Source organism: Allobosea sp. Root381, from assembly GCF_001429395.1.
Lineage (GTDB): Bacteria > Pseudomonadota > Alphaproteobacteria > Rhizobiales > Beijerinckiaceae > Allobosea.
This window is the reverse complement of the sequence record NZ_LMJT01000001.1, coordinates 135,728-157,406: the sequence shown is the minus strand read 5'-3', so window position 1 is coordinate 157,406 and position 21,679 is coordinate 135,728. Positions and strand designations below refer to the sequence as shown.

General features: G+C 67.6%; 19 protein-coding genes. 16 read left to right on the top strand and 3 right to left on the bottom strand.

The annotated features are described in order from the left end of the window. Positions 1-56 precede the first annotated feature (56 nt). The 3 genes from ASE63_RS00760 to ASE63_RS00750 are packed head-to-tail and all read left to right on the top strand — an operon-like array spanning position 57 to position 5,239. Positions 57-740 (top strand): response regulator transcription factor, encoded by a 684-nt coding sequence (locus tag ASE63_RS00760; protein WP_056795037.1) that lies wholly within the window; start codon positions 57-59, stop codon positions 738-740. A gap of 40 nt (positions 741-780) precedes the next feature. After that, a complete protein-coding gene (locus tag ASE63_RS00755; RefSeq protein ID WP_082609613.1) occupies positions 781-2,238 on the top strand; it encodes a HAMP domain-containing sensor histidine kinase in 1,458 nt (485 codons plus the stop codon). Positions 2,239-2,284: 46 nt separating this feature from the next. Next, a complete protein-coding gene (locus ASE63_RS00750; protein ID WP_056796481.1) occupies positions 2,285-5,239 on the top strand; it encodes a bifunctional [glutamine synthetase] adenylyltransferase/[glutamine synthetase]-adenylyl-L-tyrosine phosphorylase in 2,955 nt (984 codons plus the stop codon). A gap of 137 nt (positions 5,240-5,376) precedes the next feature. On the opposite strand, the gene ASE63_RS00745 is transcribed toward ASE63_RS00750, so the two are convergent. From ASE63_RS00745 to ASE63_RS00735, 3 genes are all read right to left on the bottom strand, one after another. Beyond that, the gene (locus tag ASE63_RS00745) at positions 5,377-7,671 is read right to left on the bottom strand and encodes a PAS domain-containing sensor histidine kinase (RefSeq protein WP_056795035.1); all 2,295 of its coding nucleotides are present in this window, start codon (positions 7,669-7,671) and stop codon (positions 5,377-5,379) included. Between the two features lie 204 nt (positions 7,672-7,875). After that, the gene (gene pepN, locus ASE63_RS00740) at positions 7,876-10,530 is read right to left on the bottom strand and encodes an aminopeptidase N (protein ID WP_056795033.1); all 2,655 of its coding nucleotides are present in this window, start codon (positions 10,528-10,530) and stop codon (positions 7,876-7,878) included. 293 nt (positions 10,531-10,823) lie between these two features. Further along, the gene (locus tag ASE63_RS00735; protein ID WP_056795031.1) at positions 10,824-12,269 is read right to left on the bottom strand and encodes a cation diffusion facilitator family transporter; all 1,446 of its coding nucleotides are present in this window, start codon (positions 12,267-12,269) and stop codon (positions 10,824-10,826) included. Between the two features lie 149 nt (positions 12,270-12,418). On the opposite strand from ASE63_RS00735, the gene ASE63_RS00730 reads away from it, so the two are divergent. From ASE63_RS00730 to ASE63_RS00670, 13 genes are all read left to right on the top strand, one after another. Beyond that, on the top strand, positions 12,419-12,868 hold the full coding sequence (locus tag ASE63_RS00730; RefSeq protein WP_056795029.1) for a VOC family protein: 450 nt from the start codon (positions 12,419-12,421) through the stop codon (positions 12,866-12,868). Between the two features lie 70 nt (positions 12,869-12,938). Beyond that, on the top strand, positions 12,939-13,184 hold the full coding sequence (locus tag ASE63_RS00725) for a type II toxin-antitoxin system VapB family antitoxin (protein ID WP_056795026.1): 246 nt from the start codon (positions 12,939-12,941) through the stop codon (positions 13,182-13,184). Beyond that, positions 13,184-13,615, top strand: coding sequence for a type II toxin-antitoxin system VapC family toxin (locus ASE63_RS00720; RefSeq protein ID WP_056795023.1), 432 nt, complete (start codon positions 13,184-13,186; stop codon positions 13,613-13,615). The genes ASE63_RS00725 and ASE63_RS00720 overlap by 1 nt, the downstream gene beginning before the upstream one ends. Further along, positions 13,612-14,505 carry a sugar kinase gene (locus ASE63_RS00715; RefSeq protein ID WP_056795020.1) on the top strand — a complete coding sequence of 298 codons (894 nt, stop codon included), beginning with the start codon at positions 13,612-13,614 and terminating at the stop codon, positions 14,503-14,505. Before ASE63_RS00720 ends, ASE63_RS00715 begins: the two co-directional genes overlap by 4 nt. A gap of 123 nt (positions 14,506-14,628) precedes the next feature. Next, positions 14,629-15,483 (top strand): urease accessory protein UreD, encoded by an 855-nt coding sequence (locus ASE63_RS00710; protein WP_056795017.1) that lies wholly within the window; start codon positions 14,629-14,631, stop codon positions 15,481-15,483. 10 nt (positions 15,484-15,493) lie between these two features. After that, positions 15,494-15,811 (top strand): hypothetical protein, encoded by a 318-nt coding sequence (locus ASE63_RS00705; protein ID WP_156410131.1) that lies wholly within the window; start codon positions 15,494-15,496, stop codon positions 15,809-15,811. Then, positions 15,808-16,428, top strand: coding sequence for an urease subunit gamma (locus ASE63_RS00700; RefSeq protein WP_082609540.1), 621 nt, complete (start codon positions 15,808-15,810; stop codon positions 16,426-16,428). The genes ASE63_RS00705 and ASE63_RS00700 overlap by 4 nt, the downstream gene beginning before the upstream one ends. 23 nt (positions 16,429-16,451) lie before the next feature. Continuing rightward, a complete protein-coding gene (ureC, locus tag ASE63_RS00695) occupies positions 16,452-18,188 on the top strand; it encodes an urease subunit alpha (protein WP_056795012.1) in 1,737 nt (578 codons plus the stop codon). A 71-nt stretch (positions 18,189-18,259) separates the two neighbouring features. Then, complete coding sequence (locus tag ASE63_RS00690) at positions 18,260-18,517, top strand: hypothetical protein (RefSeq protein ID WP_056795009.1); 258 nt, start codon at positions 18,260-18,262, stop codon at positions 18,515-18,517. A 75-nt stretch (positions 18,518-18,592) separates the two neighbouring features. Beyond that, positions 18,593-19,633: an ABC transporter substrate-binding protein gene (locus tag ASE63_RS00685; protein ID WP_056795007.1), complete on the top strand. Its 1,041-nt coding sequence runs from the start codon at positions 18,593-18,595 to the stop codon at positions 19,631-19,633. 115 nt (positions 19,634-19,748) lie between these two features. Beyond that, positions 19,749-20,057: a putative quinol monooxygenase gene (locus ASE63_RS00680; protein WP_056795005.1), complete on the top strand. Its 309-nt coding sequence runs from the start codon at positions 19,749-19,751 to the stop codon at positions 20,055-20,057. A gap of 26 nt (positions 20,058-20,083) precedes the next feature. Beyond that, positions 20,084-20,917, top strand: coding sequence for an urease accessory protein UreE (locus ASE63_RS00675; RefSeq protein WP_056795003.1), 834 nt, complete (start codon positions 20,084-20,086; stop codon positions 20,915-20,917). A gap of 11 nt (positions 20,918-20,928) precedes the next feature. Continuing rightward, positions 20,929-21,603 (top strand): urease accessory UreF family protein, encoded by a 675-nt coding sequence (locus ASE63_RS00670; RefSeq protein WP_056795002.1) that lies wholly within the window; start codon positions 20,929-20,931, stop codon positions 21,601-21,603. The last annotated feature ends 76 nt before the right edge of the window (positions 21,604-21,679 follow it).

Below are 21,679 nucleotides of genomic sequence, written 5' to 3'. Positions count from 1 at the left end.
CCGGATGCGTATCTTCCGGCCTGCCGTTTTTGCGTTTCCTGGGCTAGGGTCCAACCATGCGACTGCTGATCGTCGAAGATGATGCCGAGGCTGCGGCCTATCTGACCAAGGCCTTCCGTGAGGCGGGCCATGTGGCCGACCATGCCGCCGACGGCCTCCAGGGCTATGCCATGGCCGAAGGTGGCGGCTACGACGTGCTCGTCGTTGACCGCATGCTGCCGCGGCTCGACGGCCTGTCCCTGATCCGCTCGCTGCGCGAGCAGAAGGACGCGACGCCGGCCCTGATCCTTTCGGCGCTGGCGCAGGTGGACGACCGCGTGAAGGGTTTACGCGCCGGCGGCGACGACTACCTGCCCAAGCCCTATGCCTTTTCCGAGCTCCTAGCCCGGGTCGAGGTCCTGGCGCGCCGTCGCGGCGCCCCGGCCTCCGAGCCCACGGTTTATCGCGTCGGCGATCTCGATCTCGACCGGCTGGCCCATCGCGTCAGCCGCGCGGGCACGGAAATCCTGCTCCAGCCGCGCGAATTCCGCCTGCTCGAATATCTGATGAAGCACGCCGGCCAGGTCGTGACCCGGACCATGCTGCTCGAGAATGTCTGGGATTATCACTTCGACCCCCAGACCAACGTCATCGACGTGCATGTCAGCCGCCTGCGCGCCAAGGTCGACAAGGGCTTCGAGCAGCCGATGATCCATACCATCCGCGGCGCGGGATACATGGTCCGTGACACGGCCCGCTGACGCATCCGCAGGCCCAGCCGCGCCGCGCCAGGCTCAGCGCCTGCTGCCGAACCTCTTCCGCACGACCGCCTTCAAGCTGACGGCGGTCTATCTCGTCGTCTTCGCGGTCTTTGCCGGGGTGCTGCTGGGCTACGTCGCCTGGAACGCCAAGCGCCTGCTCGACGACCAGATTCGCTCGACCATCGATGCCGAGATCCAGGGACTGGCCGAGCAGCAGCGGCTCGGCGGCATGCGGCGGCTGGTCAACGTCATCGAGCGCCGTTCCCGGGCGCCGGGCGCCTCGCTCTATCTGGTCACGACGCCCGTGGGCGAGCGCGTCGCCGGCAATGTCGAGGCCCTGCCGCCGGGCACGCTCGACCGTCCGGGCGAGTCCGAGATCGAGTATGCCCGCAGCAGCGAGGCGGTGGATCGGCCGAACCGGGCCATCGTGCGCGTCTTCGTCCTGCCCGGCGGCTTCCGACTCCTTGTCGGTCGCGACGTCGAGGAGCGCGATCGGCTCGGCATCGTGATCCGGCGGGCGGCGGGCTGGTCGCTGCTGCTCGTCTTCGTCCTCGGCTGCTTTGCGAGCTGGTTCGTGGCGCGGCGCGTGCTGAAGCGCATCGACGGCATGACCGACACGACGCAGACGATCATGGCGGGGGATCTCAAGGGCCGGCTCGCAATCGCCGGCACCGGGGACGAACTCGACCGGCTGGCGCTCAACCTCAACGCGATGCTCGACCGCATCGGCGAGCTGATGGCCGGCATGCAGCAGGTCTCGGATAACATCGCCCATGACCTCAAGACGCCGCTGACGCGCCTGCGCAACCGCGCCGAGGAGGCGCTGCGGACCGCGACCTCTCCCGACCAACTGCGCGCCGCGCTCGATGGCTCGATCGACGAGGCCGACAACCTGATCCGGATCTTCAACGCATTGCTGATGATCGCCCGGCTCGAAACCGGCCGCGTCCAGGACAGCATGGACCGGCTCGACCTTTCCGAGATCGTCTCCGGCATGGCGGAGCTCTACGAGCCGCTGGCCGAGGAGGCCGGGCTCTCGCTGGTTACCGCGGTGGCGCCCGGCCTTCGCGTCGAGGGAAACCGCGAGCTGATCGGGCAGGCTCTGGCGAACCTGATCGACAACGCCCTGAAATACGGACAGCCGGCAGCCGGGGGACAGGGCGAAGTCCGGGTTTCGGCGAACGCCCGCGACGGCGAGATCGAGCTCTCGGTCGCCGACAACGGCCCCGGCATCCCGGAACAGGATCGCGGCCGCGTCCTCGACCGCTTCGTCCGGCTCGACGCCAGTCGCAGCAAGCCGGGCTTCGGCCTCGGGCTCTCGCTTGCCGCAGGCGTGGTGCGGCTTCATGGCGGCCAGATGCGGCTCGAGGACAATGCGCCCGGCCTTAGGGTCGTCATCACCCTGCCTGCGTCGGAGCAAAGGGCCGAGCAAGCCGGCCCCGTCGATGCCAAGCCTGTGGACACGCTGGGCTCGCGGCCGCTTCCTGCCTCGACTTGACGCGCAAACCCTGCTGGCCTCCCGTGCCTTCTGAAGGGGGATGGATATGGCTGCGCGACTTTGTGACAGGCTGGAAGCGGCACCGGTCCTGCCGGCGCGCGCGCGGGCCGAGACGCTGCTCGCGCGTGACCTGATCGAGCGACTGCATGACGATGAGGCCGCCGACGCGCTGCGCGCCCATTTTGTGGAAAAGCCACGCTCGGCCGCGCTTGTTGCCGGCATCCTTGCCCATTCGCCCTTCCTGGCGCAGGTCATGCGGCAGGATCCGGCCGGGCTGCTCACCAGCCTGACGAGCGAGCCGGAGGCGCATCGCGATGCCCTGCTCGCGGGGATAGCCGAGCAGGGCACCGCCACGACCGAGACGGCCGAGCTGATGCGGCTGCTGCGACGCTTCCGCCGGGCGATGGCGCTGTTGATCGCGCTCGCCGACATCGGTGGCGTCTGGGACGTCGAGACGGTGACGGCGGCGCTGACGGACACGGCCGACATGGCCGTGCGACTGGCGACCGAGCACGCCCTGCGCCAGGCCGCCGATCTCGGCAGGATCCAACTGGCCGACGCGGCCGATCCGGGCGAGGGCTCCGGCCTCGTCGTGCTCGCGCTGGGCAAGCATGGCGCCGGCGAACTGAACTACTCCTCGGACATCGACATCGTCGTCTTCTTCGATCCGGAAACGGCAGAGGCGGCAGGCGTCGCCGAACCGACCAGCTTCTTCGTCAAGCTGACGCAGCTGGTCGCGCGCATCATCCAGGAGCGCACGCCGGACGGCTACGTCTTCCGCGTCGATCTGCGCCTGCGGCCGGACCCGGCCTCGACCCATGTCGCCGTCTCGTTGCCCTCGGCCTATGCCTATTATGAGACCGTCGGCCAGAACTGGGAACGGGCGGCGATGATCAAGGCCCGGCCGGTCGCGGGCGATTTCACGCTCGGCCGCCGTTTCATCGCCGATCTCGCCCCCTTCATTTGGCGCAAATATTTCGACTTCGCGACCATCGCTGACATCCATGCGATGAAGCGCCAGATCCAGACCGTGAAGGGCCATGAGGCCGTTGCTGTCGCCGGACATAATGTGAAGCTCGGCCGCGGTGGCATCCGCGAGATCGAGTTCTTCGTCCAGACGCAGCAACTCGTCTTCGGCGGGCGCCGCCCGAGCCTGCGCGGCCCGCGGACGCTCGAGATGCTGGGCGAACTGACGAATGAGGGCTGGATCACGCCGCAGGCACGGGACGAGCTGGCGGAATCCTATCGCTGGCTGCGCACCGTCGAGCACCGCCTGCAGATGCGCGACGATGAGCAGACCCAGACCCTGCCCAAGGCAGCGGCCGAGCTCGAGGCCTTCGCCCGCTTTTGCGGCTATCCGTCGAGCGCCGCCTTCGGCAAGGCGCTGACGGCGCATGCCAGACGCGTCGAGGGCCATTACGCGCTGCTCTTCGAGGAGGGGCCGAGCCTGGCCAGCGAGGCGGGATCGTTGAGCTTCACCGGCTCCGAGCCCGACCCGGCGACGCTGGAAACCCTGCAGAAGCTCGGCTTCCGAAGCGCTTTAACTGCCGCCGAGACGGTCCGCGGCTGGCATTTCGGCCGACGAGCCGCCGTCACCAGCGCGCGGGCCCGCGAGGTGCTGACCGAGCTGACGCCCGCGCTCCTCGTCGCGCTCGGCCGCACGGCCGATCCGGACGGCGCGCTCGCCCATCTCGACAACGCCTTCGTGCGGATGCCAGCTGCGGTCGAGCTTCTCACGCTGCTACGCTCACAGGACTCCCTGCTGACGCTCTTCGCCGAAATCCTCGGCAGCGCCCCGCGCCTCGCCAAGGTCGCGGCTCTCCACCCTCATGTCCTCGACGGCGTCATCGACCCGGCCTTCGGCAAGGCTTCGCTTGATTGCGACGCGCTGGAGCGCCGCATCCGCAGCTTCGTCGGCTCGCCACCGCCGAGCGTCGAGGACGGGCTCGACCGCCTGCGCGATGCAGCGCGGCAGGAGAATTTCCTGGTCGGCGCGCGATTGCTGTCGGGCGTCTATCCGGCGCAGGCGGCAGCGCAGGCCTATTGCACAGTCGCGGAAGCCTGCTTGCGCGTCGCCTTCGCCGACACACGCGAGGCCTTCGTCGCCGAACATGGCGCGATCGAGGGCGCTCAGAGCGTCGTGCTAGGCCTCGGACGGCTCGGGGCGGGTGAGCTGACCCCATCCTCCGACCTCGACCTGATGCTGATCTATGATCGGCCGGACGATGCCGGACCCAGCGACGGCCGCCGCAGCCTCGATCCGGTGACCTGGCATGTGCGCTTCACCCAGCGCCTTGTCGCGTCGCTGACCGTGCCGACGCGGCGCGGCACGCTCTATCAGGTCGACATGCGGCTTCGCCCCTCCGGCAACAAGAGCCCGGCCGCGACCCAGTTCGCCGGCTTCGAGGCCTATCATGCCGGCGAGGCCGAGATCTGGGAGGAGATGGCGTTGACCCGCGCCCGCGTCGTCGCGGGCGATGCCGAGCTGGCCCGGCGCGCCGAGACCTCGATCCGAACCATCCTGACCCGCCGCCGCGACCCGGCGAAGGTCGCGGCGGCCGTCGCCCAGATGCGCGCGCTGATCGCCAAGGAGAAGGGCGAGAAGAATCCCTGGGACCTTAAGCTCGCGCTCGGCGGCCTGACCGATCTTGATTTCCTCGCCCAGTTCTTCGTGCTCGCCTATGCGGCGGACCATCCCGGACTGCTGGCGCGTGATACGGCCTCCGTCTTCGCCGCGGCGCGGGCGGCTGGCGTGCTCGCGCCGGCGGATGCGGCGGCGCTGGGGGAGGCGGGGCGGCTGATCGGCGACGTTCAGCTCTGGCAGCGCTTCACCGTGGACGAGGCCTTCGACCCCGCCGCGGTGCCGGCCCGCGTGATGAACCGGATCGCGACCGCCGTCGGGCGACCCGACACCAAGGTCCTGAGGGCGGAGCTCGACGAGGTCCGGGCCGGCGTGCGAGCGATCTTCACGCGGATTCTGGGAGCTGCTCGCGGCAGGTAGGGTACGCCGGCTGCTGCGGAACCTCGCCGTCTTTCCGGGGCTTCGCGAAGCGAGGAGCCCGGAACCCAGGACCGATGCCGCCGCATCGTTCCGGGCTCAGGCCTGCGGCCTGCCCCGGAATCACGGAGCGTTTACGATCAAGCCGCCCGCGCGGTGACCCGCCCGCCGCCGGCGAGCGGCAGGTGGACCATGACAATGGTGCCGGCGCCGATGGCCGAGCGCAGCCTGAGCGAGCCGCCATGCAGCTCGGTCAGCGAGCGGGCGATGGCGAGGCCCAGCCCCGAACCACCGAAGCTGCGGATGAGGTCGCCCTCGACCTGCTCGAAGGGCCGGCCGATGCGGCCGAGCTTCTCCTTCGGGATGCCGATGCCGGTGTCCTCGATGAAGATGTTGAGCGCATCGGGAACCTGGCGGACGCGGATCGCGACCTGGCCTTCCTCGGGGGTGAACTTGACCGCGTTGTCGATGAGATTGCCGAGGATCTGGTAGAGGGCGTGCGGGTCGGCCTCGAGATGCGCGTCGCGCGCGCCTTCGACGCTGACCTGCAGGCGCTTGCGGTCGATCTCTTCCTGCGACTTGCGCACCGCTTCGTCGATGACGAGCCCGAGTGCGACGTTGGAGGTCTCGAGGCTGATCTTGCCGGATTCCAGCTTCGACATGTTGAGGATGTCGTCGATGATGCCGAGCAGGTAGTCGCCGCTCGTGCGGATATCGCGGACATAGTCGGTGTACTTCTCACCGAGCGGGCCAAACAGGCCATTCTCCATGATCTCGGAGAAGCCGATGATGGCGTTCAGCGGCGTGCGCAGCTCATGGCTCATATTGGCGAGGAATTCCGACTTGGCCCGGTTGGCGCTTTCCGCGGTCGCCTTCTGTTCGAGATAGCGCTCCGCCAGATCGGCGAGCTGCTGGGCCTGGGCCTCGAGTTTCTGGCGCGAGGCCTTGAGGTCGGTGACATGGGTCAGAAGCTGGTGCTCGGACTGCGTCAGCCGTTCTTCCTGCTGCTTCAGCTTGGAGATGTCGGTACCGACCGAGACCGAGCCGCCATCCTTGGTGCGGCGGCCGTTGATCTGCAGCCAGCGGCCGTCCGAGAGGCGGGCTTCGTAGGAGGAGGAGCCGTCGGGGCTGTGCGAGGCACGCATCGGCTCGCGGTCGATCTCCGGCTGAGCGCTCATCCGCATGATCTCGTCATGGCCGGCTCCGCCGAGGGCGAGTTCTGCGGGGATCTGGTGAAGCTGCTGGTACTTGGCGTTGCAGAGCACGAGGCGGTTGTTCGCGTCCCAGAGCACGAAGGCTTCCGAGATCGCCTCGACTGCGTCGCGCAGCCGGGCATCGGCGGTCGCTGTGCGCTCGGCCATGCGGCGCTGCTCGGAGATGTCGACGACGATGCCGACGAGGTGCTGCGCATGGGTGCGGCGATCGATGACGAGCTCGGCGCGAGCCTTGAGCCAAATCCAGTTGCCGGCGCTGTCGCGGACGCGGAACTCCCGGTCGAGATGGCTGGCTTCACCGCGGCTGATCGCGTCGGCCAGCGCGTAGAGGTCGACGTCGTCGCGGTGGATGAAGCCGCTGACTTCGCCGAATGACATGTACTGGCCCGTGCGGTCGTAGCCGAGCATGGCGTACATCGAGTCGGACCAGTAGATCCGGCCGCGTGCGAGATCCCAGTCCCACAGTCCGCAATGGCCGCGGTTGAGCGCGGTGTCGATGCGCTCGCGGACGCAGTCGCAATCCTCGTCGGCGGCGCGGGCGCGTTTCGACTGCAGGATGAAGCCGAGGGTGATCGCGGCGAGCACGACGCAGGCCGTGACGAAGAGCAGGGCGAGGCCGCTGCGGCGCTGCTGCCAGGTCGAGAGCGCACGCGAGACCGGTTGCATCACCGCGACCTGGCCGAGGGGGGCGGCGAGGTTGCGGACGCTGGCGAAAACCTCGGTGCCGCCCGGCAGTGTGATGCGCATCACGCCGGCGCGGTCACCGAAGGCGGTTAGCGGCTGCGTCTGGCCCAGGAAGTCGACGAGGGTCCGCTTGGTCTGGCCGATGACGGGTTCGCTGGCGATGACATGCCCGTCCTCGCCGCTGACATGCACGACGCGGCCGTGCGCGGCAAGGTGGCGCGAAGCCAGTGCGGCCAGGACGGCAGCCGGCGCCAACCCCGAGCGAGCGCCGTTGTCGAGTTCCCGCGCCAGCAGGGCCGAGACGAGGTCCATGTCTCCTGCGGCGTCCTGCAGCGCATCGTTGCGCATCGCCGCAGTCTGGATCGCAGCGCCAGCCGCGAGAATGACGATGAAGAGGGCGACGAGCCCGGGAATGACGATGCGGAAGGTGGGTTCGAGGCTCTCGAACCGCTGATAGAGCGGGTGCGTCAGCGATCTGGCAACGCCCAGAATCGAATCTGCGCGCGCAGTTGCGCAGCCCGCGTTGGCACGCGTCATGCCCGTCCCCCTTCGGAAATCGTACCGTGAGTAGATCGGGAGACGTGCCGCATCCCCGCGAATCAGTTTCAGTTGAATCCTCGCGGGTCTCTTTGTCTAGCCTTGAGTTGAATTCGGACGTACGAATTCGCGTCCTGGTTGTGTCGCTTTGTCGAATGAATCCTGTGCGCGTAATGAAACGTTAATCTTTTCGACAGGTGGCCGTTAACCTTGTCGGGCGAGGGCTCGCTCGGCGATGTCGGCGACGTCCCGCGAGAGGTTCGGGGTCTGCGCCACCATGGCCAGCCTGGCCTCCGCCAGAGCCTTCCGGCCGGGCTCCAGCATGCGCCAGCTCTTGAAGGAACCGAGCAGCCGCGAGGCGACCTGCGGGTTGGTCCGGTCGAGCGCGACCACAATTTCGGCCACGAACGCATAGCCCTCGCCATCGGGGCGGTTGAACTGCGTCAGGTTGGCCGCGAAGCCGCCGATCAGGGCCCGGATGCGATTGGGGTTGGAAAGCGAAAAGGCGGGATGCTGCATCAGGCGCCGGACGCGCTCCAGCGTTCCGGGCTCGGCGATCAGCGCCTGTGCCATCAACCATTTGTCCAGCACCAGCGGCTCGGTGGCATAGGTCCTGGCGAAGCGGGCGATCAGCTCCTCGCGCGCATCGCCCGGCACCAGCGTCATCGCCGCCAGCGCCGCGAGCCGGTCGGTCAGGTTGTCGCCGGCGGCGAACTGGGCCTGGGCGAGCCGGGCTCCTTCCTCGGGCGAGCCGAGGGCGATCAGCCCGAGCGCTTCGTTGCGCAGCGCACGCCGGCCGGCGGAGGTGGCGTCGGGCCGATAGGCCGTCTGCGCGTTCAAGGCTTCGTGCAGGGCGAGCAGGTCCGGGCCAAGGCTGCTGCCGATCTCGGCCGAGAGGGCGCGATGGGCGGCATGGATGGCGGTGGGATCGACATCGCGGCCGATCTCGCGGGCGATGTCGGCCTGTCCCGGCAGGCGCAGCACCTGTGCTGCGAAGGCGGGATCGGCGGGAGCCTGGTCGCGCAGGAAGCCCCGCAGGGCGTGCGACAGCTCGCCAGCGGTGGCGAGCAGCGCATTGCACCCGGCCGCGAAGCGCCCGGCGCCAACCAGCGCCCGCGTCGCGACCGTCTGAAGCGCCTGCCAGCGGTTGAACGAGTCGCTGTCGGCCGAGAACAGCCGCAGCAGTTCCGCATCGGCGAGGTCGAGCTCGAGCTTCACCGGAGCCGAGAAGCCGCGCAGAAGCGACGGGATCGGCGGCTCGGCCACGTCGCTAAAGGTGATCGACAGCGAGGGCTGGTCCAGCACGACCAGGCCGTCGCTGGCATAGGCCGTGGAGCTCGTCTTCAGCGGCAGGTCGCCGGCCTGGCCGACGAGGCCGAGCGCGACCGGCAGTACGAAGGGCTGCTTGTCCCGCTGCCCGGGCGTGGGTGCGGTGCTCTGCGCGAGGTCGAGCGTGTAGCTGCGTGCATCGGCGTCGTAGCGGCCGGAAGCGATGATCGTCGGTGTCCCGGCCTGGTCGTACCAGCGCGCGAATTGCGACAGGTCCATGCCGGAGGTTTCGGCGAAGCAGGCGAGGAAATCCTCGATCGTCGCTGCCGTCCCGTCGCAGCGCGCGAAAAACAGGTCCATTCCGGCTCGGAAGGTGTCCTCGCCGATCAGAATCTTGAGCATGCGGATCACCTCCGCGCCCTTCTCATAGACGGTCGGCGTGTAGAAGTTGTTGATTTCCTTGTAGGCGCGCGGCCGCACCGGGTGGGCGAGGGGGCCTGCATCCTCCGAGAACTGGGTCGCGCGCAGGGTGCGGACATCGGAGATGCGCTTCACCGGCCGCGAGCGTTCGTCCGACGAGAATTCCTGGTCGCGGAAGACGGTCAGGCCTTCCTTAAGGCAGAGCTGGAACCAGTCGCGGCAGGTGATGCGGTTGCCGGTCCAGTTGTGGAAGTACTCATGCGCGATGATCGCCTCGATCGAGGCATAGTCGCCGTCGGTTGCGGCCTGCGGGTCGGCGAGCACGTATTTGTCGTTGAAGATGTTGAGGCCCTTATTCTCCATGGCCCCCATGTTGAAGTCGGAGACGGCGACGACGTTGAACACGTCGAGATCGTAGTTGCGGCCATAGACACGCTCGTCCCAGCGCATGCAGCGCACCAGGCAGTCCATCGCCCAGCCGGCGCGGTCGGCCTTGCCCGGCTCGACATAGACGGCGAGCTCGACGGTGCTCCCGTCGGCGGTCACGTAGTTTTGCCTGACATGGTCGAGCGCGCCGCCGACCAGGGCGAAGAGATAGGCCGGCTTGGGGTGCGGGTCGTGCCAGACGGCGAAGTGGCGGTCCTCGCCGGGGACCTCGCCTGCCGCGACGCGGTTGCCGTTCGAGAGCAGGACGGGAGCCTCGAGCTTCGCTGCCTCGAGCCGGACCGTATAGACCGACATCACGTCGGGCCGGTCGAGGAAATAGCTGATCCGACGGAAACCGTCCGCCTCGCACTGCGTGCAATAGACCCGCGACGAGCGGTAAAGGCCCATCAGCTTGGTGTTGGCTGAGGGGTCGACCTCGGTCTCGATCATCAGCGTGAAGCGCCGGCGCGGCGGCGCATGCAGCGTCAGCTTCTGGGAGGTCGCGCTATAGGCGCCGTCCTCGATCAGCAGCCCGTCTAGCCGCAGGGCGCTGAGCGACAGCTCGTCTCCGTCTAGCACCAGCGGCGCCCCCGGGCGCCCGGCGGGATTTGGCCGCAGGCCCAGCAGCGAGCGCACCCGCGTCTTCGTGGGATGCAGGCTGATGTCGAGATCGACCGTGTCGATCAGCCAATCGGACGGGCGGTAATCCTCGAGGCGGATCAGCGGGGTGTCTTCGGCGCGCATGGGAAACTCTGGAGGGCGACGTGTCTGGAAAAGGCAGCGAGCGCCTGGGGAATGGCGTATTGCGCAGGCTAAAGACTGTGCCTTGTCTGTAGCCCGCCTCGCAATGTGCCGAAAGGGGTAGGCCTCGGCTCTGGAGCCTGCACGTTCGCTACGGCCGTCGCCGCTGAAGAGGTGGTCCCGCGAGCCTTTCGCGTTGGGATTGATTTGGGCGGTCATTCCCGGATCGGCGCCGCCGCAGGCGGCTTATCCGGGATGGCCGCCCCGGGATTCAACTTCAGCGCATCCGGCTCTATCTAGCTCGGGGCGCCCATGACGGCCGGTTCCGCATGGCTGACGAGGCGGCAAACCTGGGGGCGCGCGATCCGCACCGCCCGCTCGATCTCGTCGACCGCCGCATGGACGGAAGCGACGTCGAGCGTGGCATCGACGCGGCAATGATAGTTCACCACCAGCCCCTTGGCCGTCTGGCGCACGCGCACGCTGTGGATGTCGTGGATAGGCCCGCCAAGCTTCATCGCCTCACCCGCAAGCGCTTTGCCGATGTCCTCGACCGTCTCCCAGGCAGCGTTGTGGCCAGAGGGCTGGCCGGTCTCCATCGGCTCGATATGGGTCTCGACCTCGGTCTCGCCACCGAATTCGGCCCGGATCGCATTCTCCAGTCGCGTCGCGATCTCGTGGGCATCGCCCAGCGGCAGGGTGGCATCGACCTCCATGTCGAGGCTGACCGAGAGCTTCTCGCCGATGCTGTGCACGGTGACGTGATGCACGGGGATCTTCAGCTTGAGCGCGATCAGCAGGACGCGCTCGAGCACGGTTTCGTCGTCGACCTGCACCGGATCGGCCGTGATCGTGATCTCGGCATCGGGCTCGACCTGTAGCAGCGCAGCGGAGAGTCCGGCCTTGATAGCGGCGACGCGATCGAGCGGCAGCGTGCGCGACACGCTGATGCCGATCTCGCCGTGGATGCGGCCGCCTGCCGGCCGAACCCGAAGCCAGTTGATGCCGACGACGCCGGGCGCGTTGCGAGCCGCCTCGCGCAGCTTCTCGCTGACGCCCTCGGGCGCAGTGTCCATCAGCGTGCTGAGGACGCGCCGCGCAAGGCGATAGGCCGAGAACGCCGTATAGGCGGCGATGGCGAAGGCGGCGGCGGTATCGGCACGCTCGAAGCCGTACCAGACGCCGAGCAACCCGACGAGCACCAGCGCCGAGCCGACGAAATCGGCGGAGAAATGCGTCGCTTCGGCGGCGAGCGCCTCGCTGCCGGTCTCCCGCGCGACCTTGGTCAGCGAGCGCCAGCGGATCGCGTCGACGGTCATCGAGAGCAGCATGATGCCGATGACGAGCGGGGTCACCGAGACCTGGGAGATGACGTCCTGCCAGAGCCGGTTGCCGGCTTCCCACAGGATCGCACCCGCCAGCGTGAACAGGATGGCGGTCTCGACCAGCGCGGCCAGCGCCTCGACCTTGCCGTGGCCGTAGTGGTGCTCGTCATCCGCCGGCTTGTCGGACACGCGCACGGCGAACCAGGTGAACAGCGTCGAGCCGATATCGATCAGCCCCTGGAGCGCATCCGCCAGCAGCGCCAGCGAGCCCGATAGGATCGCGCCGATGAACTTCGCGCCCGTCAGCAGCAGTGTCGCCATCACGGAGAGAATGGCGGCGCGCTGCTTGATCTGCGCGATCTGGGCCGGGGTCGCGCGGACGGGTGCGCCGTTCGGACCGTCTTGCGTTGAGGTCATGGCCTGTCCTGCACGCCTGCGTCTTGGTACTGTGTTCGGGAGCGGCGATGCTTTCGCCCGATTCACGGGCCGGATCAACCCGATCCTGGATCCGCTATCCCCATCAAAGGACGCCGGCCCGTCCGGGCCGGCCGGAGAGGAACCCGACGATGCGCTATCTCCACACCATGGTCCGTGTCACCGATCTCGACGCTTCGCTCGACTTCTATGTGAACAAGTTCGGCTTGATCGAGACCCGCCGCATCGAGAGCGAGAAGGGCCGCTTCACGCTGGTCTTCCTCGCTGCTCCCGACGAGGTCGAGACGGTCCGCGAGCAGGGCAGCCGCGGCCGCCCGACCCTGGAGCTCACCTATAACTGGGATCCGGAAACCTACACCGGCGGCCGCAATTTCGGCCATCTCGCCTATGAGGTCGACGATATCTACGCGACCTGCGACAAGCTGATGAAGGCCGGCGTCACCATCAACCGCCCGCCGCGCGACGGCAACATGGCCTTCATCCGCTCGCCCGACGACATCTCGATCGAGTTGCTCCAGAAAGGCGAGCCCAAGGCGCCGGCCGAGCCCTGGGCCAGCATGCAGAACACCGGAAGCTGGTGACGGCGCGCCGGCGATCGTTGAGTGGATCGCTTCTCCCTGATATCATGGGTTGATATCAGGGAGAGCTTCCATGGGTATTCTGGTGAGGGATCCGAATATCGATCGCATGGTTCGTGAACTCGCCGCGAACGACGGCATCAGCCTGCAGGCGGCGATCGGTTTGGCCGTGGAGCGCGAGTTGCGAAGACGCAAGGAGCGTTTCCGGCAGATCGAGGATGCCGTGAGAGTCGCGCGAGCGATGATGGGGAACAGGCCTGTGATCGACGATGGTTTGACTCACAAGGAATTCTTCGACCGTGAATACGGCGACGCCTGATGTTCCTGGATGCCTCGGTGGTCGTAGCGCTTCTTGCCGGCGAGGCCGAGGAGTTGGCTATCCATACCGCTATCGCGGAAGCCGAAATGGCCGTGACTTCGCCGATCGCGATGTTCGAGGCATCGACGCGCCTCTCACGCCTGCTTCGCGTGTCCTTCGTCGAAGCCTATGACGGTGTTCTCGCCTTCCACTCGGCGATGAATATTCGCGTCGTCGATGTCAGCGCCGAGATTGGGCGTGAGGCTCATGTCTGTGCAGCGCGCTACCATCATCTCAACGGTCACCCGGCGAAGCTCAACATGGGCGACTGTTTCGCCTATGCTGCCGCCAGGACGTTGAAGCTGCAACTCGCCTATAAGGGCAACGATTTCCTTCATACCGATATTGATGGCCTGCGCTTCGGGCCCGATCAGCCCGGAGCACTGGCATGACCGGCGTCTTCTGTCTCGGTATCGCGACGCTCGACCATGTCTACAGTGTCGAGACCATGCCGACGCGCGGCGAAAAATACCGCTCGCGCGATCTGGCCGTCGTCGGTGGCGGCTGCGCCGGCAGCGGCTCCGTGGCCATCGCCAGGCTGGGCGGCCGCTGCTGGCTCGCGACACGCCTCGGAGACGACGCGATCGGCGACCAGATCCTCGGCGATCTCACGCGGGAGGGCGTCGACACTGCCTTCGCGCGGCGTGTCGCCGGGCGTCGCTCGCCGGTCTCGGCCATCCTGGTCGATGCCGAGGGTGAGCGCATGGTGATCTCCTATTCCGATCCCGCCATGCCGGAGGAAGCCGACTGGCTGCCCGGGTCGCTGCCGGATGGAGCCCGCGCCGTGCTCACCGATACACGCTGGGGCAATGGCGCGCTCGCCGCGCTGCAACTGGCCCGCTCCGCCGGCATTGCCGGCGTGCTGGACGGCGACCGCAAGCCGCCCCATCCCGATCTGGTCGCGACGGCGAGCCATGTCGCCTTCAGCGCCCAGGCGCTGAAGGAGGTTTCGGGCGAGGCGAATCCGCGCGTCGGCCTCGCGAAGGTGGGGCGCGAGGTGCCGACCTGGCTCGCCGTGACGCTCGGGCCGGAGGGCGTGCTCTTCGTCGAGAACGGCGAAGTCGTGCAGAGTCCGGCCTTCCCCATCGAAGCTGTCGATACGCTGGGCGCCGGCGATGTCTGGCACGGCGCCTTCGCGCTCGCACTGGCGGAAGGGCAGGGCGAGCGTGATGCGATCCGCTTCGCTTCGGCCGTGGCGGCGATCAAATGCACCCGCTTCGGCGGCCGGGCGGGTTCGCCGCGCCGCGAGGAGGTCGAAGCCTTCCTTGTCGAGTGCGGCTGACTGCCTCGGCGGAGCGCTTCCTGCCTATAATTTAGGCGAAGGCGCCAGTCGAAGCCCTTGCCCGCAACGAGGGCGCGCGGAAGATTGCAACCTTCGCAAGCCTCTCCGCCCGTTGGGACATCCATGTTCGCGCCGCCCGCACCGGCAGCCAATGACCCGCTCGTGCCGGCCTATGTCCGTGCCGCCGGCGGCGTGCGGCTGCACTTCGGCCGTGCCGGCGGGCGGACGCATCGGCTGGATGTGGCGGAGAGCGGCGGCTACCGCGCCCGTTTCCCCACGACCTATGACGCGACCTGCGAGGCCGTGCTCATCAATACCGGTGGCGGCATGGCCGGCGGCGACGCCATGCGCGTCGAGGTCATGCTGGAGCCCGGCAGCGATGCGGTGGTGACGTCGCAGGCGGCAGAGAAGATCTATCGCAGCCAGGGCGCTGATACGCGCATCGAGACGTCGTTATCGGTCGCTGGCGGCGCAAGCCTGGCCTGGCTGCCGCAGGAAAGCATCCTGTTTTCCGGCGCGCGGCTGGCCCGCAGCCTCGACGTCGAACTCGCCGCCGATTCTCGCCTCGTCGTCTCGGAGGCCGTCTTCTTCGGCCGCAGCGCCATGGGCGAGGTGATGGCGCGCGGTGCGTTGCGCGACCGCTGGCGCATCCGCCGCGAAGGAAGGCTGGTCTTCGCCGAGGATCTGCGGCTCGACGGCGCCATTTCGGAAGCGCTGGCGCGCCCTGCCATTGCCTTCGGCGCACTCGCGGCGGCCACTCTGCTCGCGGCCGGCCCCGCCCTCCAGGATGACCTCGACCGTGCCCGCGCTCTCGGCGCCGAGGAGGCTGCGAGCCCGGTCGAAATCGGTGCGGGCATCGTCGGCGATCTCCTGGTGGTCCGCCTGCTCTCCCCGGACGCGCAGGCGCTGCGTCGCGTGCTCGTCACGCTGCTCGGGCATCTGACCGGCCGTGCGCTGCCGCGCACCTGGTCAACCTGAGGAGAGCATGATGCTGTCGATCCACGGTCTGAAATGCATCTACGACACCGGCGCGCGGAGCTGGGCGATCGAACTGACGCTGAGCGGCGAGGGCGAGGACGCTGTGCGCCGCTTCGAGGTCGACAGCGCCGACGACGCCGAGATGCTGATCGACGCCTTCGAGGACTCGACTGCCAGCGCCTTCGATCCCGCCACCGGCGAGATCGTCTTCGCCTACGAATATGCCGATCTCGACCTCGATGAAGAGGATGAGGACGAAGACGAGGAAGAAGCCGGCGACGATGAGGCCGGCGAAGACGACGAGACCGGGAAGAAGGACAGGCAATGAATCTGACGCCGCGCGAAAAGGACAAGCTGCTCGTCGCCATGGCTGCCATGGTGGCGCGGCGCAGGCTGGAGCGCGGCGTCAAGCTGAACTACCCCGAGGCCGTTGCGCTGATCACCGACTTCGTCGTCGAGGGCGCGCGCGACGGCCGTTCCGTGGCCGAGCTGATGCAGGTCGGCGCCCATGTGCTCAGCGCCGATCAGGTCATGGATGGCATCGCCGAACTGATCCACGACGTCCAGGTCGAGGCGACCTTTCCGGACGGCACCAAGCTGGTCACCGTGCACGAGCCGATCCGCGGCTCGCTCGGGGCACTGAAGCCCGGCGAGGTGAAGACTCTGCCCGGCGATCTCGTGATGAACGAGGGGCGCGAGAGCCTGACCCTCACGGTTGCGAACACTGGCGACCGGCCGATCCAGATCGGCTCGCATTACCACTTCTTCGAGGCCAATCCGTCGCTCGCTTTCGAGCGCGACAAGGCGAGGGGATTCCGGCTCGACATTCCGGCCGGCACCGCCGTGCGCTTCGAGCCCGGCCAGACCCGAGAGGTCAGGCTCGTGGCGCTAGCCGGCAAGCGCGAGGTCTACGGCTTCCGCCAGGACGTGATGGGCAAGCTCTGAGCGCGGCCTGAGGAGACGAGATCATGCCCTTCAATTTCCCGCGTAACGCCTACGCCGCGATGTTCGGCCCCACCACCGGCGACACTGTGCGCCTCGGCGATACCGAACTCTGGATCAAGGTCGAGAAGGATTTCACCACCTATGGCGAGGAGGTGAAGTTCGGCGGCGGCAAGGTCATCCGCGACGGCATGGGCCAGAGCCAGGTCCGCAACGCCGACGGCGCCGTCGACACCGTCATCACCAACGCGCTGATCCTCGACCATTGGGGTATCGTGAAGGCCGATATCGGCATCAGGGCAGGGCGCATCTGCGCCATCGGCAAGGCTGGTAACCCGGACATCCAGGGCGGCTTCGGCAATTTCGACCCGGCCGAGACCATCATCGTCGGCCCGGGCACCGAGGTCATCGCCGGTGAGGGCAAGATCGTCACCGCCGGCGGCTTCGACAGCCATATCCACTATATCTGTCCGCAGCAGATCGAGGACGCGCTGATGAGCGGGCTGACCACCATGCTCGGCGGTGGCACCGGGCCGGCTCATGGCACGCTGGCGACGACCTGTACGCCCGGCCCCTGGCATCTTGGCCAGATGATCAAGGCCGCGGACGCCTTCCCGATGAACCTCGCCTTCGCCGGCAAGGGCAATGCCGCGCTGCCCGGCGCGCTGGCCGAGATGATCGAGGCCGGCGCCTGCGCCATGAAGCTGCACGAGGACTGGGGCACCACCCCGGCCGCGATCGACAACTGCCTCTCGGTCGCCGACGATTACGACGTGCAGGTGATGATCCACACCGACACGCTGAACGAGTCCGGCTTCGTCGAGGACACGATCAAGGCGTTCAAGAACCGCACCATCCACGCCTTCCACACCGAAGGCGCCGGCGGCGGCCACGCCCCCGACATCATGAAGGTTGCGGGGCTGCCCAACGTGCTGCCCTCGTCGACCAATCCGACACGGCCCTTCACGGTCAACACGCTCGACGAGCATTTGGACATGCTGATGGTCTGCCATCACCTGTCGCCCTCGATCCCCGAGGACCTCGCCTTCGCCGAAAGCCGCATCCGCAAGGAAACCATCGCGGCCGAGGACATCCTGCACGACATCGGCGCGCTCTCGATGATGTCCTCGGATTCGCAGGCGATGGGCCGTGTCGGCGAGGTCGTCACCCGCACCTGGCAGACCGCCCACAAGATGAAGGTCCAGCGGGGCGCTCTCGCCGAGGATGCCGGCACCGGCGCCGACAATTTCCGCGCCAAGCGCTATGTCGCGAAATACACGATCAACCCGGCCATCGCGCATGGAATCTCGCGCCATATCGGCTCGATCGCGATCGGCAAGCTCGCCGACATCGTGATCTGGTCGCCGGCCTTCTTCGGCGCCAAGCCGGACCTGATCATCAAGGGCGGCATGATTGCAGCCGCCCCGATGGGCGACCCCAACGCCTCGATCCCGACCCCGCAGCCGGTGCATTACCGGCCTATGTTCAGCGCCTTCGGCAAGGCCGTAACCTCGACCTCGCTGGTCTTCGTCTCGCAGGCGGCGATGGCGAACGGCCTGCGCAACCGGCTCGGCACGGAGAAGGAGATGGTCGCGGTCGAGAACACCCGCGGCGGCATCTCCAAGAAGAGCATGATCCACAACGACGCGACGCCCGATATCCAGATCGATCCGGAGACCTATGCCGTGGTGGCCGATGGCGAGCTGCTCGTCTGCGAACCGGCCAGGGAACTGCCGCTGGCGCAGCGCTACTTCCTGTTCTGAGCCTCGCCCGGCGGCGCGGAACTCCGCTCGCCGGCCGCAGTTCCTCTCCCGCCAGATCAGGGAGGTTCGCCATGGCCGATCAGAAAGCCGCCGGCCCGAAAGGCCAGCAACCCGAGGCGCTCGCCACTTTTGCCGCCAGCGCCCGCAACGACGCTCGCAAGCCGGGCAAGCTCGGGCTGACCGCGACGCCCGAAACTGCGCCGCTCGAGACCTCGTCCGAGAAGAAGGCACAGGCCGCCACAAAGGTGCTGCGCGAGGGCGTTCTCAAGCGCGACCAGGGCGCGGACGAGGCCGTCGATGCCCTGCCGGACCGGACCCGCGACAGCTGATTTCGATGCGGCATTGACAGGGCGGGAGGGGCCAGCTTTCTAGTCGGCAAAACAATGCCAGCTGGGAAGAACGCCATGAATCGACGCCCCGTTACCGGCCTTTGGGCCGCCTCCGCCACCATTGCGCTCGGTCTGTTCGCCGCACTGCCGGCCAGCGCCCAGCAGCAGGTGACCGTCTATTGCTCGATCCTCGAGGAGCAGTGCCGCGAAGGCGCTGCGATGTTCGAGAAATCGACGGGCATCAAGGTCGCAATGGTGCGCAAGAGCACCGGCGAGGTCTATGCCCAGGTCAAGGCGGAGGCCGGCAATCCGCGCGGCGACGTCTGGTGGGGCGGGCCGGGAGAGCCGCATCTGCAGGCCGCCGACGAGGGCCTGCTCGACGAATACAAATCGCCGAAGCTTCCCGAACTGCTCGACTGGGCGCAGCGCCATGCCGAGCAGGCGAAGTTCCGCACATCCGGAATCTATCTCGGCGCGCTCGGCATCGGCTACAACACCGAGCTCCTGAAGAAGCGCGGCATCGCGGCGCCGAAATGCTGGGCCGATCTGCTCAATCCGCAGTTCCGCGACGAGATCCAGATCGCCGACCCCAATTCCTCCGGCACGGCCTATGTCTTCCTGGCGACGACGGTGCAGCGCCTGGGCGAGGACAAGGGCTTCGACTACCTCAAGGCCCTGCACAAGAACATCAACCAATACACCAAGTCCGGCATCGCGCCGGTCAAGGCCACTGCGCTCGGCGAGACCACCGTCGGCATCGCCTTCATCCACGACATGCTGACGCAGAAGCTGCAGGGCGCGCCGATCGAGACGGTCGCTCCCTGCGAGGGCACCGGCTACGAGACGGGCTCGGTCTCGGTCATCAAGGGCGGCCGGAACCCGGAAGCCGCGCGCAAATTCGTTGATTTCACGCTGTCGCCCGAGGCGCAGAACATCAACGCCAAGCTCAAGATCAACTCGATCCCGTCGAACCGGAATTCGGAGCTCTCGCCCGACGCGCCGAAATTCTCCGAGATGAAGCTGATCGACTACGATACCGCGCGCTGGGGTTCGCCGGCAGAGCGCTCGCGGCTGCTCAAGAAGTTCGACGCCGAGGTGAAGTCGCAGCCGCGCTGAGCGGCTTCGGCCGGCCGGCAGCGCCCGCCGGCCACCTGATTTCCACCGCCGCTGCATCCGCCGTCATGCTGGTCGCGTATTCGGGCTTCATGTCGTCGCGTATGGAGCCTGCTTCGTGTCCGAGCCGTTCATCGTGATCTCCCGCGTCGAGATCAGCCCCGAAACCAGAAAGCTTTATGTCGCAGCGGTTACGGAATGCATCGAGGCGACGCGGCGCGAGCAGGGTTGCCTGGCCTACGAAATCCACGAAAGCCTGACGCAGCCCTGCCGTTTCGTGTCCTATGAAAGCTGGGAAACCCGTGCCGATATCGACCGGAACAGGCTCTCGCCGCATGTCGCCGCCTTTCTGGTGACGGCAAGGGCTTGCTTCGCGGCGCCTCCGGTGGTCGAAGTGGTCGAGCCGCGGTCGATCGACCGCCTCTGACCCCATTCTGTCACGGACCGAACACCATGTTCCGCGCCACCTCCGTCGTTCGCAAGGCCGCCGTCAGGCCGGATCGCATCGTCGACACGCTCACGCTGGACCACGACGACCGCAACCGCCGCCGGCTTGCCCTGAAGGGGGATGGCGGCCTCGACATCCTGCTCGACCTCGACAAGCCGACCGCGCTGGCCGATGGCGACGCGGTCAAGCTGGAGGATGGCCGGCTCGTCCTGATCAAGGCCGCACCGCAGAGCCTGCTCGAGATCCGTGCCGAGAACCCGCTGAGGCTGATGCGGGTCGCCTGGCATATCGGCAACCGCCATACCCCGGCCGAGATCACCGCTGAGGCAATCTATATCGAGGACGACCATGTCCTTGCCGAAATGGTCCGCGGCCAGGGCTGCGCGATGACCGCGGTGACGCGGCCCTTCCAGCCGGAGCGCGGCGCTTATGATCACGGCCATGCCCATGGCCACGAGCATGACGACGCTTGCGGTTGCGGTCATGACCACCACGACCATCATGGGCACGATCACGGCCACAAGCACGAGCATGGCCATGATCACGGCCATGCCCATTCTCACGCAGAGGCCGACGCCCACGCCCATTCGCATGATCACGCACATAGCGACGACTGCGGCTGCGGTCACGACCATCATCACGGCCATGACCATGCTCACAAGCATGAGTCCGCGCCGGCGCACAGTCACGGCCATGCGCACGCCCATTCCCATGCTCATGACCATGCCCATGGCGACGGCTGCGGTTGCGGGCACGGCCATCACGGCCACGAACACGACGACCATGGCCACAAGCATGGGGCCGAGCATGGTCACAAGGGCCACAGCCACGATCGCTGAACGGCCCGGCCATGACGGCCCATCTGCCCCTGATGGTCTGGCTGTCGCCGTCCTTTCCGGTCGGCGCCTTCGCCTATTCGCACGGCCTCGAATGGGCCTTCGAGAGCGGCGACCTGCACGACGCCGCGACGCTGGGTGACTGGCTCGAAGCGCTGGTCACCCAGGGCTCCCTGCGCAACGACCTCGTCCTGTTCTCCTGCGCTGCCCGGGCGGTCACGGCGGAGGACGATGCCACGCTGGCCGAGATCGCGGAACTCGCGCTCGCTTTGGCCAATTCCGCCGAGCGGCGGCTCGAAACCGCGACGCAGGGCAATGCCTTCGTCACGGCCGTGCGCGCCGCCTGGCCCTGCGCCGCGATCGAGCGCCTTCGCTCAGCCTGGAGCGGTGATGTCGCCTATCCGGTTGCCGTCGCGGCCGCCAGCGCTGGCCATGGCCTGCCATTGGCCGCCTCGCTGGAGGCGTATGGACTGGCTTTCGTCGCCAATCTGGTCTCGGCCTCGGTCCGTCTCGGCATCGTCGGGCAGACGGACGGGCAGAAGCTCACGGCCGCGCTGGTGCCGGCCATCCGGAATGCAGCGAGGGCGGCCGAGGCCGCGACGCTCGACGATCTCGGCGCCTGCACGCTGCGCTCCGACATCGCCTCGCTACGCCACGAAACCCAGTATTCGCGGCTGTTCCGGTCCTGACCGCGGCGCGTGACTTGCATCGGCCTCGCTTGCATTGTCCTGCCGCGACGGCCGGCGCCCCTGTCGTGCAACTGTA

Coding starts and splice junctions, on each gene's coding strand:
- pepN (WP_056795033.1), bottom strand. CDS start 10,530: ATGCGCGCCGAAGACACCCCGCTGATCCGCCTCGAGGATTACCGCCCG.
- ASE63_RS00710 (WP_056795017.1), top strand. CDS start 14,629: ATGTTCGCGCCGCCCGCACCGGCAGCCAATGACCCGCTCGTGCCGGCC.
- ASE63_RS00705 (WP_156410131.1), top strand. CDS start 15,494: ATGCTGTCGATCCACGGTCTGAAATGCATCTACGACACCGGCGCGCGG.
- ASE63_RS00685 (WP_056795007.1), top strand. CDS start 18,593: ATGAATCGACGCCCCGTTACCGGCCTTTGGGCCGCCTCCGCCACCATT.
- ASE63_RS00670 (WP_056795002.1), top strand. CDS start 20,929: ATGACGGCCCATCTGCCCCTGATGGTCTGGCTGTCGCCGTCCTTTCCG.
- ASE63_RS00700 (WP_082609540.1), top strand. CDS start 15,808: ATGAATCTGACGCCGCGCGAAAAGGACAAGCTGCTCGTCGCCATGGCT.
- ASE63_RS00750 (WP_056796481.1), top strand. CDS start 2,285: ATGGCTGCGCGACTTTGTGACAGGCTGGAAGCGGCACCGGTCCTGCCG.
- ASE63_RS00690 (WP_056795009.1), top strand. CDS start 18,260: ATGGCCGATCAGAAAGCCGCCGGCCCGAAAGGCCAGCAACCCGAGGCG.
- ASE63_RS00760 (WP_056795037.1), top strand. CDS start 57: ATGCGACTGCTGATCGTCGAAGATGATGCCGAGGCTGCGGCCTATCTG.
- ASE63_RS00735 (WP_056795031.1), bottom strand. CDS start 12,269: ATGACCTCAACGCAAGACGGTCCGAACGGCGCACCCGTCCGCGCGACC.
- ASE63_RS00725 (WP_056795026.1), top strand. CDS start 12,939: ATGGGTATTCTGGTGAGGGATCCGAATATCGATCGCATGGTTCGTGAA.
- ASE63_RS00675 (WP_056795003.1), top strand. CDS start 20,084: ATGTTCCGCGCCACCTCCGTCGTTCGCAAGGCCGCCGTCAGGCCGGAT.
- ASE63_RS00730 (WP_056795029.1), top strand. CDS start 12,419: ATGCGCTATCTCCACACCATGGTCCGTGTCACCGATCTCGACGCTTCG.
- ASE63_RS00745 (WP_056795035.1), bottom strand. CDS start 7,671: ATGACGCGTGCCAACGCGGGCTGCGCAACTGCGCGCGCAGATTCGATT.
- ureC (WP_056795012.1), top strand. CDS start 16,452: ATGCCCTTCAATTTCCCGCGTAACGCCTACGCCGCGATGTTCGGCCCC.
- ASE63_RS00715 (WP_056795020.1), top strand. CDS start 13,612: ATGACCGGCGTCTTCTGTCTCGGTATCGCGACGCTCGACCATGTCTAC.
- ASE63_RS00720 (WP_056795023.1), top strand. CDS start 13,184: ATGTTCCTGGATGCCTCGGTGGTCGTAGCGCTTCTTGCCGGCGAGGCC.